Raw genomic sequence first — 14,208 nt, 5'->3', positions numbered from 1 at the left:
ATTGTAACCTACCGAATTCATTGGGACTATCGTACCATTTTTTTAACTTATATTGAGTCATATCGGACAATCTATAGCAGTGGAAAGTGGACAGTTGACAGTTGACAGTTGCAGAACCCGAATCAAATCATTGATGCAGTACGGGTATCGGCTCTATTCATGAAGTTATTTATGCCCTCACCGATGTGGCGGTTGCTATAGTATGAGAAAAATTCAAAAACATACTGGTAAAGCCTTTGTAACTGCTGCGAGCGCAGCCTTATCAATTCTGGCGGCTACCATGATTCTCGATCGCTCCGAAACTCAGCGATTTCAGGAACAACAACAGGCAGATACTCTCAATCAACTGAGTACCGTGCGAGCCCGTTTGGAAGGGGCAATTAACACCAGACTTCTTCTCGTAGAAGCTTTAGTCACTCATGCTTCAACCCGTCCCGAACTCACCCAAGATGAATTTACAGCTATTGCTTCTCCTCTGTTGGAGAGGTATCGAGGGATTCGGAGTACGAACCTAGCCAAAAAATCGGCGATTAGTCATATTTATCCGGTTGTAGGCAACGAAAAAGCTTTCGGGTTGAACTTAGCAGCAACGCCGACCCAAAAAGAAGCTGTCGATCGAACTATTGCCTCAAAAAAATCGGTTGTTGCCGGCCCGGTTAAACTCGTACAAGGCGGTACTGCATTTATTAACCGATCGCCTATTTTTGTCAAATCAATAGAGGGAAAATCTGAATATTGGGGACTCGCGAGTATTTTGGTCAATCCCGAAACTATCTATGAAGAAGCCGGATTGTTACAAGAATCATCTAACTTAAAATATGTACTGCGTGGCAAAGATGGATTGGGGGAAAAAGGTGAGGTTTTTTTCGGCAATGGGGCAATTTTTCAGGAAAAACCCGTTTTTCTTTCCGTCACGTTACCGAACGGTTCTTGGCAGTTGGCCGCCGTTCCTAAAACTGGATGGTATGACCATTCACCAGTTACTATTTGGTTGAGGGGAGGAGGTATGACGATCGCACTTGTGGGAAGCATCGGTGTCTTCATTTTAGCTAGCGAACCGGCACGGTTGCAATTGGCGATCGATCGCGCCACCGCCGCATTGCGCCAAAATGAAGAAACACTCAAACAGAAGAATGCCGAGATGAAAGCCTTGAATTCAGCGTTATCTGAAAGCGAAGGTCGCCTATCGCAATTCCTCGATGCCATGCCCATTGGTGTTTTTGTCACCGACAGTCACGGAAATCCCTACTACACCAATCAAACTGGACAGCATCTTCTCGGTCAAGGTGTGGTAGCATCCGTTGCCGAACAAATTCAGATTCAATACAAAATTTACCAAGCTGGTAGCGATCGCATTTATCCTCAAGAATCAGATCCCCTGTTAAATGCGTTGCAAGGAAAAAGCGTGCGTCGCGAGGATATGGAAATTCATCATCCAGACAAAATTATTCCCATTGAAAGCGCAGGAACGCCGATTTACGATGCGGATGGAAACCTAAGTTATGCGATCGCAGCTTTCCAGGATATCACCGAACGCAAACAAGCTGAAAAATTGCGCGAAGATTACAATCGAACATTAGAGGAACAAGTTGCCGAACGCACAGCCGAACTATCCCAAACCTTAACCGAACTCCAACTAACTCAAGATGAATTAGTGCAATCGGAAAAAATGGCAGCATTAGGTCAACTCGTAGCAGGAGTTGCTCACGAAATTAACACCCCGTTAGGAGCAATTCGCTCTTCTGTTAGTTATATTACCGACTTTCTCAACGAAAACCTCAGCCAATTTCCCACATTATTTCGCGAACTTACCCCAGAACGAGAAACACAATTTTTGGAATTGTTGCAACGATCCATTGCCAACACCACGATCGTATCCGGTCGCGAACGCCGACAACTCAGAAAAACAATTACTAGCCAACTCGCAGCCCAAAACATTGAGAAATCTGAAGGATTAGCCAATATCCTCCTCGACTTAGGAGTTCACGATCGCCTCGAACCTTTATTCTCACTTCTACGACAAAGCGACAGCGACCAATTTCTCAAAACTGTACGGGCCTTTGTGCGCTTGCAGGCCAGCACCCGAGATATTAACATCGCCAGCGATCGTGCCGCCAAAGCCGTGTTTGCCCTAAAAACCTACGCCCGACACGACTCTAGCGGTGAAACAATCGAAGCCAACATCCTCGACGGCATAGATGCAGTTTTGACCCTCTATCAAAGTCAGATCAGACAGGGTATAGAATTAACTAAAAACTACGAACATATCCCACCCATTCAGTGTTATTTTGACGAACTCAACCAAGTGTGGACGAATTTGATTCATAACGCCCTACAAGCGATGAATAACAAAGGATCTCTCACCGTTAACGCAATTCACAATCACGAAAATATCCAAATTAGCATTGCCGACAGTGGCACGGGGATTCCCCCAGAAATCCACTCGAAAATATTCCAACCTTTCTTTACCACTAAACCTCCAGGCGAAGGAAGCGGATTAGGACTGGATATCGTTCGCAAAATCGTTGCAAAACATCGGGGACAGATTACTTTTGAATCTCGTCCAGGTCAAACCACATTTACAGTTATCCTACCAATAGAGCGTTAAAAAAAAAATGAGTAAACCTATTGTGATTTGTATTGATGACGAGCAAATTGTTCTGGATAGCCTCATCCGAGAAATATCAGAATCTTTAGACAATGAATGCGATATTGAAACAGCACTGGGAGGTGCGGAAGCATTAGAGTTGGTGGATGAGTTAATCAAAGATGGTAGTGAAATTGCACTGGTGATTTCTGACTATATCATGCCAGATATCAAAGGAGATGAAGTCCTACGATACGTTCACGAAAAACTCCCACAAACTCTAAAAATTATGTTGACAGGCGAGGCAACAGTTGAAGGAATCGTGAATGCGATTAACTCCGCAAAACTCTATCGATATATTTCCAAACCTTGGCACAAAGTCGATTTAAAATTAACAGTTAAAGAAGCAATTAAAAGTTACGTGCAGGAAAGAAAGCTAGCCGAACAGAATAAACGATTAATAGAAAATGAACAGCGATTGAGACATTTTTTAGAAGCTATGCCAATTGGTGTATCGGTTCATAACGCTCTGGGACAACTAACCTACGCCAATCAAAAATCTAAGGAATTGTTTGAAATCGCAGAAGGGACAATCTCGAATATCGAAAATTTACCCCATATTTATGCTTTGTATCAAAGCGAGCGCCAAGATTTGTGCCGATCGCCAGACTTGCCGATCGCGCGTTCTTTGTCAGGAGAAATAGTGCGAACTGACGATCTAGAAATTCATCAAGAAAAACGGATCGTTCCTTTAGAGATTTCTTCGACACCAATTCGCGATGAAACTGGAAAAATTTGTTATGCGATTGCCACTTTTTCCGATATTACAGAAAGGAAACAAGCCGAAAAACTTAGAGAGAATTACAATCGTAATTTAGAATCTCAAGTTTCCGAAAGAACGCAACAGCTACAGCAAAAAAACGAAGAACTTGCCAATACTTTAAAACAGCTAGAATCAGCTCAGCAGGAATTGATTCATTCTGAAAAAATGGCAGCATTAGGTCAACTGATTGCGGGAGTTGCCCACGAAATCAATACACCTTTGGGTGCGATTCAATCCTCTGTTAAATATATTGGCGATTACTTCTCGGAAAATTTGGCTGCATTACCGACATGGTTTCGACAGTTGACACCCGAAAAAGAATTACAATTTAAGGAATTATTAGCGCGATCGCTGCTAAATCCTGCATTGATTTCTGGAAGGGAAAGACGACAACTGAGAAAAGCAATCGTCGCCCAACTAGAAACCCAAAATCTCAGTAATGCTGATACTCTTGCCAATTTGCTTCTCGATCTTAAAATCTACGAAAATATAGAACCTCTGTTCAATTTATTTCAAGAGCCCAGCAGCGAAATATTTCTCAAAACAGTCCGCTCTTTTGTGCGATTGCAAGAAAGCACTAGAGATATCAATACTGCCTCTGAAAGAGCTGCAAAAGTTGTATTTGCACTCAAAACCTATGCCAGACAAAATCTCAACGAGCAAAAAATTAAAGTCAATATTATCGAAGGATTAGAAGCAGTTCTGACACTTTATCAAAATCCAATCAAACATGGAGTAGAATTAATCAAAAACTATGAAGATTTGCCTCAGATCGAATGCTATTTCGATGAACTCAATCAAGTTTGGACAAACTTAATTCACAATGCTTTGCAAGCGATGAATTATCGGGGAATACTCAGAGTTGATGCCGCTCGATTGAATGGTAACATTGAAGTCAGTATTACCGATAGCGGTAATGGCATACCAGAAGAGATTCAAGATAAAATCTTTCAGCCATTTTTTACCACTAAGCCTCCAGGAGAGGGCAGCGGTTTAGGGCTGGACATCGTGAAAAAAATTATTGAAAAACATGGAGGGACAATTCATTTTCGATCGCTGCCTGGAAAAACTACTTTTATTGTGGCATTGCCAGCAGATATTTAGAGTAATTTGATGTTAAATTGTTTGTAATTTCAGCAGAAAAAATAATTATGCCTAAGCTTGCAATTCTGTGTGTTGATGATGAAGTTGTTATTTTAAACAGCGTACTGCGACAAATTCAAGAAGAATTTGATGACCAATATGTATATGAAACTGCCGAAAATGCAGAAGAAGCACTAGAAGTTTTAGACGAACTTTATGAAGAAGGAACTCAAGTCGTAATTATTGTTTCTGATTGGTTAATGCCGGGAATGAAAGGCGATGAATTGCTCGTTGAAGTCCAGAAAAGGTTTCCAGGAACGGTGAAAATTTTATTAACCGGACAGGCAGATGATGCAGCGATCGAACGAGCCCAAAAAGAAGCAGATCTTCATCATCTTATTCCCAAACCTTGGACAAAGCAAGAACTGATTAACTCCATCAAGTCGGGAATTGAAAAATTATAAATTAATCCCACCTTAGAGGAATATGAAAAAACCAGTCATTCTGTGTGTCGATGATGAGCAAATGATTCTTGATAGCCTCAGAAAAGAACTATCAGAAACCCTGGAAAATCAATATCAAATAGAAACAGCGCATGACGGGCATGAAGCGCTGCAAATGGTTGATGATTTATTAGAAGATGGTCATCAAATTGCTGTCGTGATTGCCGACTACATGATGCCCAGAATGAAAGGAGATGAAGTCTTAAAAGAAATCCACAACAAATCTCCTTCAACAATTACGATCATGCTGACGGGGCAAGCGAGTATCGAGGGAGTCACCAATGCCATTAATACGGCAAAACTCTATCGGTACATAGCTAAGCCCTGGCAAGCTGAAGATTTATTTTTGACGATAACAGAGGCTACAAAAAGTTATATGCAAGCAAAAAATATAATTAAACAAAATATAGAATTAATTAAAATAAACCAAAATTTAATTTCTTTAAACACAGCTTGTTCTCGCTTCGTACCGGATGAGTTTCTAAAATTGTTGAACAAAGAAAATCTTGTCGATATTGAACTTGGTGATTCTGTGAAAAAAGAGATGTCAGTTATGTTTTCTGATATTCGATCGTTTACAAGTCTTTCAGAAACCATGCCTTTAGAAGATATTTTTAAATTTATTAACAGCTATTTTTCTATAATGGAACCCGCTATTATTGAGAATAATGGGTTAATTGACAAATATATTGGCGATGCGATTATGGCATTATTTGGTAGTGTTTATCATGCGGATTATGCCGTCAAGGCGGGAATCTCTATGCTCAAAAAACTTGCCGAATACAATCTAACCCGAAAAGCACGCGATCGCCCTCCCATTAAAATTGGCATCGGTATCAATACAGGAATGTTAATGCTTGGAACTGTCGGCGGAAAATTTCGTATGGACGGGACAACAATCGGCGATGCTGTCAATATAGCCTCCCGACTAGAAACTTTAACTAAGCTGTATGGCGTGCCTTTGTTGATTAGCGATTGCACATTTTTAGGGTTAAAAGATGCTAATCAATATTGCATTCGTTTAGTCGATCTTGTACAAGTTAAAGGCAAATCTAAAGTGGTATCCGTCTTTGAAGTCTTGGATGCAGATCCGCCGGAAATTCAAGAGCAAAAACTCGCTACTAAAACCGAGTTTGAGCAAGGGTTAGTATTTTACACAACAGAAGAATGGGAAGCTGCTTCCCGATGTTTTGAAAAATGCTTGCAGCATAATCCACAAGATACTGTAGCACAATTACACTGGAATCGATGCCAAAATAAATACTCGAATTAAAGGGCGATGAATGCTGGAAATAGTCGGATTATTGGTTATTTGAGAAGATATACCAATAACCAATAATCAATGATATCGTGTCCGATCCATTAACCGCAATTAGATTCGATCGCGCGTGGCCACGAAAGTCCGCAAAATGGAGCGGACTTGCGTGGGTACTACCAACTGTTTTTGTTATGGTAATTGACCGGAAATGATATGACTAATCACTAATGACTTCTAGTAATTTCTAGAGTGATTTTGCCTCCAAAATCAGGAATCGGGGCGGCAGGTTTTGAAAGTTGTAACTTAACTTTATCAACCAACGGTAGTTGTAAAAGCGCTTGGGCGATCGTATCTGCTAACCGTTCGATCAATAAAAACTTGGAGTTTTTGACTAACTCTTGAATCAGGGTAATGGCACTGCGGTAATCCAGAGTATGTTCAATATCATCACTTTTTCCAGCTTTCGACAAATCTAGCCAGAGAGTGACATCCACTTCAAACCACTGCCCCAAAACCTGCTCTTCCGGTAGGTAGCCCGTGTAGCCGTAGCAGCGAATTCCTGTAAGTTGAATACAATCCATTGTGAAATAAACTAAAAGTAAGTTGCCTATACCAAATTGTATTAAACCAGATAAAGTTATCCTGGGTGCATTTCAATTTGGAAAGGGCGAAGATATTTGCAAAAATGAGATGCACCCGTTCTCCTTCTCTTGTATCTCTTTCTTTCTCCCCTCTGCGCCCTCTGCGCCCTCTGTGGTTAAATAACTCTTATTCTATCTTAAATTTTACAACTGCCCTCCCTTCTCCAAATTATCCAGAAAATCCTCAGCAACTTCACACCATTTCTGCCTAATTTCTGCATCTTCGGGCTTGTCTGTCAATGTACGACCTTGTAATTCGGGATATTTATTGTAAAATAATTCATCTACTTTTTGATAGAATATATCTGGGTCAATGTTGAGATTTTTGCGACGCTTTCCAATTTTTTCTTGCCTAGCTATTTCTGCATCTAAAGACGTATTTGTGGGAAATTGTGGAAGTTCCGGAAACTTGGGTAATTCAGGCAGTTTGGGTAGGGTAAAACCAGATTTGACGGCACCAAAAGCTAACACTCCCGGCAATAAAACCACGCTTAAACTAGCGACAGTTTTCCAAGGAATTAATTTTAAAATATTGGTGTTTTTAACAATTTGAGGGTTTTGGTTGACAGGAGTATGATTGCTGGTAGGAGTTTGAGTGGCGTTTTTGAAGGGGCGGCCGACAAAATTCATTGTGACCATTTGGGAGATTATACTGCCAATTTGGGATAATTTTGGGTCTTTGAGTGCTTCACGGACTTCTTTTGCAGATTGGTAGCGATCGCCCGATCGATCTGCTAACATCCGATCCAATACCATCCCTAAGTTTTGACTGACACTGACGCGATCCCGCCAATCCCAAGTTTTTTGATTAACATCGTACAATTTCTGAGGCTTTTTCCCTGTCAGCAAGACTAAAGCGGTGACAGCCAAAGCATACAAATCGCTAGCCGGAGACACTTTACCCTGTCGCATTTGTTCGATCGGCGAATATCCCTGTTTGCCGATCGCCGTATCCGATTGTCCCTTAGACTGAAATAGAGCACTCGCTGCGATTTGTTTGACAGAACCAAAATCAATTAAAAACGGTAGTTTGTCAGCATCATGCTGAATAATATTGTCCGGCGAGATATCGCGGTGAATTAAATTTTTCGAGTGGATGTATTCTAAAACTGGTAAAAGCTGAAATAGTATTTGAGTAACTTCGGCTTCGCTAAAATTTTTACCTTGTTGCTGGCGCGATATCAGTATTTCTTCGTAGGTTTGACCTTTGATATAATCTTGCACTAAAAATAAAGATGGATTCCCACCGATATCGGTTCGTAGAAGTTCTCGGAAACGCGGGATTTGGGGGTGTTGAAGGCTATAAAGGATACTCGATTCGCGATCGAACAATTCGGCCGCTTTCGGGCTGTGAACCACCGGAGAAAACTCTTTGAGCACGCATTGTTCGCCGTAGCGGTTGGTATCTTCTGCGAGGTAAGTCCGCCCGAAGCCGCCGCGGCCTAATTCGCGGATGATGCGGTAGCGTTTTTCGAGGGTGGAACCTGGGGCTAGGGGGGAAGGGTTGGACATAAACCAGGGCGGATTGTTCGATTTGGGGAGTCGCGGGGGACGGTATAGCTTATTGTAGCTAAGTTTGGTTGGCTGTGAGGGCGATCGCACTTTGATGGTGTAGAGGTTTGTGATTTGATTAAATCAATTAATTAAATCATCTATATCTTCTATGAGAGTCATAGGAATAGACGATCAGAGAAGTTTGACTTAAAGTATAACTAAGAAGTAAGAAACGGCTTCACAAAAATACTAGATACCCGACTTTTTTTAAAGTCGGGTGTCTAACAGCCTACTCTTAAAATCATCCCAACTGCGATCGCGCTTATTCACCTGCTTTTTCTGCTAACTTATGCTCTTTCAAAGCTTCTAACTGCTTTCTGACTCTTTCCCGGCGACGCACGTAAAGCGGGCTATTTTGTAAATCGACTTCTGCTAGAGCCTGAGCCTGCGCCAACTTCATATTCAAATCTTCCAACATTAAATTCACTTCGCGCCAGCGAGCTATTGATTTTGCTCTCGTCTCTGCATCAGGAATTTTTTTTTCATTATTCATAATAAGTTCCAATTTCTTTTTGTTTCTTGAGCTGTTGCCTCTACAGCATAGGCTGTAGCGACTGCCTGTTCGATTGACTGATACAGTAAATTTAGTGTAGCAGAATTAGCTGCTGGTTGAGACTCAGCTATCTGCAACACTAACCCATAAATGCGATTGTACAAAGTTCTTAACCTTTCCTCTGCATTTCTGACTTGCTCTAGCTCATCAATCGTCTCATCTGTCTCGCCATATTGCTCAAACAAGCTAGACTCCGTTTCCGTCGCTAGGTTAATCACTTGAAACAAGCGAGGCAACAAGTTAGAGATTGTTGTTAAGGTTTCATCTGGTAAATTCGCCATAATGCAATTAGACTTTCACTCCTAGCACAGCACAGGTGATTTTACCATATAGCCGCGATTTCAAACTCTAAATTCCCTCTCACATCCTGTGCTGTTCTTAATGATAACTCTGCGCGATTATTGACTTTTTACAAATCCCGATGAGTGAATTCCTTAGCCTCATTCCCCACATAACTAGCCGCAATATGACCATCTCCAACCACTCGATACTTATACGTCACCAATCCTTCTAAACCAACAGGCCCGCGAGGTGGCATTTGCTGCGTACTAATCCCCACTTCTGCACCGAAACCGTAGCGGAAACCATCGGCAAATCGAGTCGAACAATTATGATAAACTCCGGCCGCATCTACTCCATTTAAAAATGTTTCGGCGGCTTCGCTATCTTCGGTGACAATCACATCTGTGTGTCTCGAACCGTAAGTGTTGATGTGATTAATTGCCTCTTCCACAGAATCTACGATTTTGATTGACAAAATCAAATCGCTGTATTCTGTTGACCAATCTGTTTCTGTAGCTGCGGCAATATCCAAGATGGCGCGAGTTGGTTCGTCTCCCCGCAGTTCGACTTTTTTTTGCTGCAATGCTTCGGCAACTATGGGCAGGAATTTGGGCGCGATCGCACTGTGAACTAACATAGTTTCAATGGCATTACACGCGGCGGGATATTGCGTTTTGGCATCGACGGCAATCTCTACTGCTTTGTTGATATCCGCAGCTTTGTCTGCATACAAATGACAAATTCCGTCGGCGTGTCCCAACACAGGAATTCGGGTATTATCCTGCACAAACTGGACAAAAGAGTTGGAACCTCTGGGAATAATTAAATCTATATATTCATCCATTTTTAGCAGTTCGATTGTTTCTTCCCGCGTGGTTAATAACTGGACTACTTCGGGATTGACTGCGGTTTCTGCTAATGCTTGGCGAATTACTTTTGTCAAGATTTCGCAGGAACGGACTGCTTCTTTGCCGCCTTTGAGAATTACGCCGTTGCCGGATTTGATTGCCAAGGATACTATCTGAATTAAAGCTTCTGGACGCGCTTCAAAAATAATCCCTAAAACCCCTAAAGGACAGGTGATGCGCTTCAGAATTAATCCTGTGTCTAATTCGCGGTGAATTTGGACGGCACCGATCGCCTCTGGGAGCTTGGCAACGTCGCGCACACCCGCGATCGCACTTTGCAACTTGCTCTCGTCCAACTTCAGGCGATCGTACAGCGGTTTCGCAATGCCATCAACCTCAGCCGCCTTGCAATCAGCAGCATTCGCCGCCAAAACATCCGGCGCAGCAGCTTCTAAAGCTTTAGCAATAGCTTCAATCGCTTGATTTTTGGCATCAGCGGACAAAACTGCCAATTTCCTAGCAGCTTGGCGCGTTTTTTGGGCAATTTCAATAATCGACATGGCGTTCATTCAGTTGACAGTTGACAGTTGACAGTTGACAGTTGACAGTTGACAGTTGACAGTTGACAGTTGACAGTTGACAGTTGACAGCTTGAGGGCGACCTCGAATTGTCTGATTTTAATTTCTCGATACAAGGGTTCCGGCTTGAAACCAATTCTTTTTTGTAACTTTGAAATATAGCCTTTCTCAAAAAGATGAGGTATAACTGACAGCTTATATAACCAATTAAACCAAGAAGGGCCCAAGCCCAACAACGTACCTCATCTTTCTGATGACCGCTATAAATAGTTTTGATTGTTGAGTTTTGAAATGGGAATTAGATTTTGGGAAATAAATTGGGCGGGCGGTTTTCCATCTTAACAATTTACAGGAAATTATATATTTTTGTTGAGACTCCTTAGCGCGCTCCGTAGTGACAGGTTAAAACAGTGAAGTATAGATAAATTCCCACGGTAATTACCTTTTGTCAATAACCTTAGGAGAATATTATGTCATCTCAAGCTCCTTTACGCAAGGCTGGGCGATCGCCCAAAGCCGGGATTAAACTGATCCAGAAAACTGGCGGAAACCTCGTTTTAGCTTCCGGCGCCACTATCATCATGCTATTTGGTATGGTGTTCGTGTTGTCCTTGGCCTCAGTTTTCATTCTCAACGGCCCCGATCCAGTTACCGGATTGGCGATCGCACTTCCGATCACTCTGATTTTTAACATCGCAGCTTTTTTCCTATCGCCTTACTTGATGGACTTAACCCAAAATTGGCTTTACAATACTCGCTGGGTTTCCCTAGCAGAAATTGACAGCCTGAGTCCAGAAACTGCGAAAGTTATTCAGAAGGTTTGCAAACAGAAAAAGCTCAAGCAGCCGCGTTTAGGAATTATCGACGACCAAAACCCTACTGCTTTTACCTACGGTTCTTTTCCTAACAGCGCTCGCTTAGTCGTCAGTCAAGGTCTTTTCACCTATTTAGACGACGATGAAATTGCTACTGTTTACGCCCACGAACTAGGTCACATCGTCCATTGGGACTTTGCAGTAATGACTTTAGCTTCGACTTTAGTGCAGATTACTTATTTAATTTACACTACAGCTCAAAGCCTCGGTCGAAGCGCTGGCGATAAAGCTAGAAGTGCGGCAGGTAGCGTCGCTGCTGTGGCTTATTTTTTTTACATCGCCGGCACTTATTTGCTGCTGTATCTGTCGCGGACACGAGAATATTTTGCAGACCATTTTGCCGCCGAAACTACCGGAAACCCCAACGCTTTATCGCGCGCTTTGGTAAAAATTGCTTACGGTATTTTGGAAGAAGGAGAAAGAGCAACGGAACCCAGCCGCTTGTTAGAAGGAACTCGCGCTTTAGGCATTTACGATGCAAAAGCTGCGGTATCTAGCGGTACTGCTTACCGGATTTCGTCGAAACCGGAAAAAATTGGACGAGTTTTTCTGTGGGATATGTTCAATCCGTGGGGTTGGTGGATGGAGTTGAATTCGACTCACCCGCTGACTGGTAAGCGAGTTCGCGCGTTGAGCACCTATGCGGAACAATTAGGCTTGGATATTGAGTTTGATATGGGTCGGATTGTGGGCGAAGGCCACAATTTGAGCAAGCGGAAATTGTACGGAAATTTCTTTTTTGATTTGCTGCTGTACAGTGCGGAAACTCTGGGCTTGGCGGTGGGTTTTGCGATCGGCATTTCCCTCTCGGCTGCGAATCCGATGATGATGGTTGCTTGTGCTTTAATCGGTTTGGGCGTGGGAATTTTAATCAAAGCTTTGGTGATGTTCCCGAATTACGCACAAGCAGAAGAGTTGGATGTTTTAACTTTAATGTCTGACCCTTATGCTAGTCCTTTACGCGGTCAACCTGCGAAACTACAAGGCGAATTAATTGGTCGCGGTGATGCGGGTTATGCGTTTGGTTCTGATTTGAAATTGCAAGACAGAACGGGAATGATGTATCTACATTATGCTTCTCGTTTTGGGCCGATTGGTAATTTTCTGTTTGGGATGAAACGGGTTAAAAGTTTGATTGGTATGGATGTTAGTGCTTTGGGTTGGTTCCGCCGGGGTGTGGCGCCTTGGATGGATTTGATTCAGCTTGAAAGCGATAGCGGTACGACGGTTAGCAGCTATCACCGTTTCTGGTCTTTTGTGATGGGGATTGGTGCGATCGCGATCGGTATTGCAGTTCTATTTCTGTAATTTCCAGCTTAACATTTGAAAGGACTGAAGTCCTTACTACAAACCTGGTTCGTAGTGAGGACTTCAGTCCTCTTAAGTCAGGGTTAAGGACTAGAGCATTAGTGTCAAATTAAGCAATATATGTCAGAAAGGGCGATCGCCCTACGGGATAGCTACGCTTCACGCTAAGAGTCTGCAATCAGTGCCCTTTGAGATGGTGGAAATCGATCGGATTGTCGGTGGAAAAAGAGGTTGGGGTGACGCGAGGGTTAAGCGAATATGTAGGAAAGGGCGATGCCAAAGGTCGGCTTCGCCAACGCACTAATTTACCTCATCCCAGTTTGCACAAGCATAAAATCGCATTGCAATGACTGTGCAGCCTCTCTTCATTTCTGTATTGGGTAAACCTCAAAAGCTAACTCATGACGAAAAAAGCAGACATTAAACTCCGCAAAAAAGTTGAGGTGTCCAAGGATTACCGGCGCATCTGTCGATCGACTCCAGGCAAATGCAAGTAAGATCGGCGAAAATTGAGCAACTGTACCCGAAAGAACCAATCCCCTGGCCTCGCTGCTAGCCAAATTCCCGCTCAACTGAATAGGAACGGTTTGCTGTTCCCATATTGCCCCTAGTTGTAGACCAATCTCATAGGGCAAGACGTTGACACTCGCACCCGTATCCAATAATGCCATCACTTCTACAGAGTTGCTGCCATTGGAGAGTGTGATGGGCAAATATGGCAGAATGCTCGAACGGCCAAGGCTATCAATTCGTTCTGTAAATGCAAATCTTTGACGATTAAGCATTGGCTGATTCCTGGGTGGCAACTAGAAGTTCTGATAATGCTTTAACTCCTGCACTATCTGCCTGTGGAGACCATACAACTGCGCTGGTTGATGCTAGTTGATTCAGGAGTACATTTTTTGAATTACTATCTTCATTAGGTTCTAAGCTGCATCCTTCTTCCTTGGCAACTGCAAGCAGGAGAAAGTGAATAAGTCGAAGTTTATCTTGATGGGATAGTTGGTTGACGGTAGGTAAAAGTTCGCTGAGAGGCATATCGTTTATTTAAGATTATATACATCTAGTTTAGCCTCTAAACTCGCGTTCTCAGAATAATCGCCCTTTTTTTGCTGTGGCGAGATCCCTACGGGATAACTGCGCTTCACGCCCTCTGTGCAATCAGCGCCCTTTGAAATGGTGGAAATCGATCGGATTGTCGGTGGAAAAAGAGGTTGGGGTGACGCGAGGGTTAAGCGAATATGTCGGAAAGGGCGATGCCAAAGGTCGGCTTCGCTTACGCCCGTCAGAGCAAGCTATGGGATAAAGTATTGA

14 protein-coding genes are annotated in these 14,208 nt (G+C 42.8%); 7 read left to right on the top strand and 7 right to left on the bottom strand.

The window, feature by feature from the left end; all coding sequences use genetic code 11:
- The first annotated feature begins 202 nt into the window (after window positions 1-202).
- Genes JGK07_RS00610 through JGK07_RS00595 form a run of 4 tightly spaced genes read left to right on the top strand, consistent with a single transcriptional unit; the run spans window position 203 to window position 6,269 of the window.
- On the top strand, window positions 203-2,608 hold the full coding sequence (locus tag JGK07_RS00610; protein ID WP_293241307.1) for an ATP-binding protein: 2,406 nt from the start codon (window positions 203-205) through the stop codon (window positions 2,606-2,608).
- Between the two features lie 7 nt (window positions 2,609-2,615).
- Window positions 2,616-4,514 (top strand): ATP-binding protein, encoded by a 1,899-nt coding sequence (locus JGK07_RS00605; RefSeq protein ID WP_293205644.1) that lies wholly within the window; start codon window positions 2,616-2,618, stop codon window positions 4,512-4,514.
- Between the two features lie 47 nt (window positions 4,515-4,561).
- Entirely contained in the window at window positions 4,562-4,957 is a 396-nt protein-coding gene (locus JGK07_RS00600) for a response regulator (protein ID WP_293176241.1), read from the top strand.
- A gap of 22 nt (window positions 4,958-4,979) precedes the next feature.
- Entirely contained in the window at window positions 4,980-6,269 is a 1,290-nt protein-coding gene (locus tag JGK07_RS00595; protein WP_293176239.1) for an adenylate/guanylate cyclase domain-containing protein, read from the top strand.
- Window positions 6,270-6,478: 209 nt separating this feature from the next.
- Here JGK07_RS00595 and folB read toward each other — a convergent pair whose 3' ends face one another.
- From folB to JGK07_RS00570, 5 genes are all read right to left on the bottom strand, one after another.
- Complete coding sequence (gene folB, locus JGK07_RS00590; protein ID WP_293176237.1) at window positions 6,479-6,835, bottom strand: dihydroneopterin aldolase; 357 nt, start codon at window positions 6,833-6,835, stop codon at window positions 6,479-6,481.
- Between the two features lie 204 nt (window positions 6,836-7,039).
- Window positions 7,040-8,407, bottom strand: a complete 1,368-nt coding sequence (locus JGK07_RS00585) for a serine/threonine-protein kinase (protein WP_293241309.1) — start codon at window positions 8,405-8,407, stop codon at window positions 7,040-7,042.
- Between the two features lie 304 nt (window positions 8,408-8,711).
- Window positions 8,712-8,942, bottom strand: coding sequence for a hypothetical protein (locus tag JGK07_RS00580; protein WP_293176233.1), 231 nt, complete (start codon window positions 8,940-8,942; stop codon window positions 8,712-8,714).
- Window positions 8,939-9,283: a hypothetical protein gene (locus tag JGK07_RS00575; protein WP_293176231.1), complete on the bottom strand. Its 345-nt coding sequence runs from the start codon at window positions 9,281-9,283 to the stop codon at window positions 8,939-8,941. The genes JGK07_RS00580 and JGK07_RS00575 overlap by 4 nt, the downstream gene beginning before the upstream one ends.
- Before the next feature lie 128 nt (window positions 9,284-9,411).
- Window positions 9,412-10,692: a glutamate-5-semialdehyde dehydrogenase gene (locus tag JGK07_RS00570; protein ID WP_363319637.1), complete on the bottom strand. Its 1,281-nt coding sequence runs from the start codon at window positions 10,690-10,692 to the stop codon at window positions 9,412-9,414.
- Between the two features lie 489 nt (window positions 10,693-11,181).
- Here JGK07_RS00570 and JGK07_RS00565 point away from each other — a divergent pair, with 489 nt between their 5' ends.
- Window positions 11,182-12,894: a M48 family metalloprotease gene (locus tag JGK07_RS00565; protein WP_293191126.1), complete on the top strand. Its 1,713-nt coding sequence runs from the start codon at window positions 11,182-11,184 to the stop codon at window positions 12,892-12,894.
- A 188-nt stretch (window positions 12,895-13,082) separates the two neighbouring features.
- Complete coding sequence (locus JGK07_RS00560) at window positions 13,083-13,244, top strand: hypothetical protein (RefSeq protein ID WP_293176225.1); 162 nt, start codon at window positions 13,083-13,085, stop codon at window positions 13,242-13,244.
- Window positions 13,245-13,259: 15 nt separating this feature from the next.
- Here the strand turns inward: JGK07_RS00560 and JGK07_RS00555 are convergent, their stop codons facing one another.
- Window positions 13,260-13,679 carry a hypothetical protein gene (locus JGK07_RS00555; RefSeq protein ID WP_293176223.1) on the bottom strand — a complete coding sequence of 140 codons (420 nt, stop codon included), beginning with the start codon at window positions 13,677-13,679 and terminating at the stop codon, window positions 13,260-13,262.
- Window positions 13,672-13,932, bottom strand: a complete 261-nt coding sequence (locus JGK07_RS00550) for a hypothetical protein (RefSeq protein WP_293176221.1) — start codon at window positions 13,930-13,932, stop codon at window positions 13,672-13,674. The genes JGK07_RS00555 and JGK07_RS00550 overlap by 8 nt, the downstream gene beginning before the upstream one ends.
- Before the next feature lie 133 nt (window positions 13,933-14,065).
- Between JGK07_RS00550 and JGK07_RS00545 the strand changes: the two genes are divergently transcribed.
- Window positions 14,066-14,200 (top strand): hypothetical protein, encoded by a 135-nt coding sequence (locus JGK07_RS00545; protein ID WP_293176219.1) that lies wholly within the window; start codon window positions 14,066-14,068, stop codon window positions 14,198-14,200.
- The last annotated feature ends 8 nt before the right edge of the window (window positions 14,201-14,208 follow it).

The sequence above is a fragment of the Microcoleus sp. PH2017_24_DOB_U_A genome (assembly GCF_020738205.1).
In the GTDB taxonomy this organism is placed as follows: Bacteria; Cyanobacteriota; Cyanobacteriia; order Cyanobacteriales; family Microcoleaceae; genus Microcoleus.
This window is presented reverse-complemented; position numbering and strand designations above follow the sequence as displayed.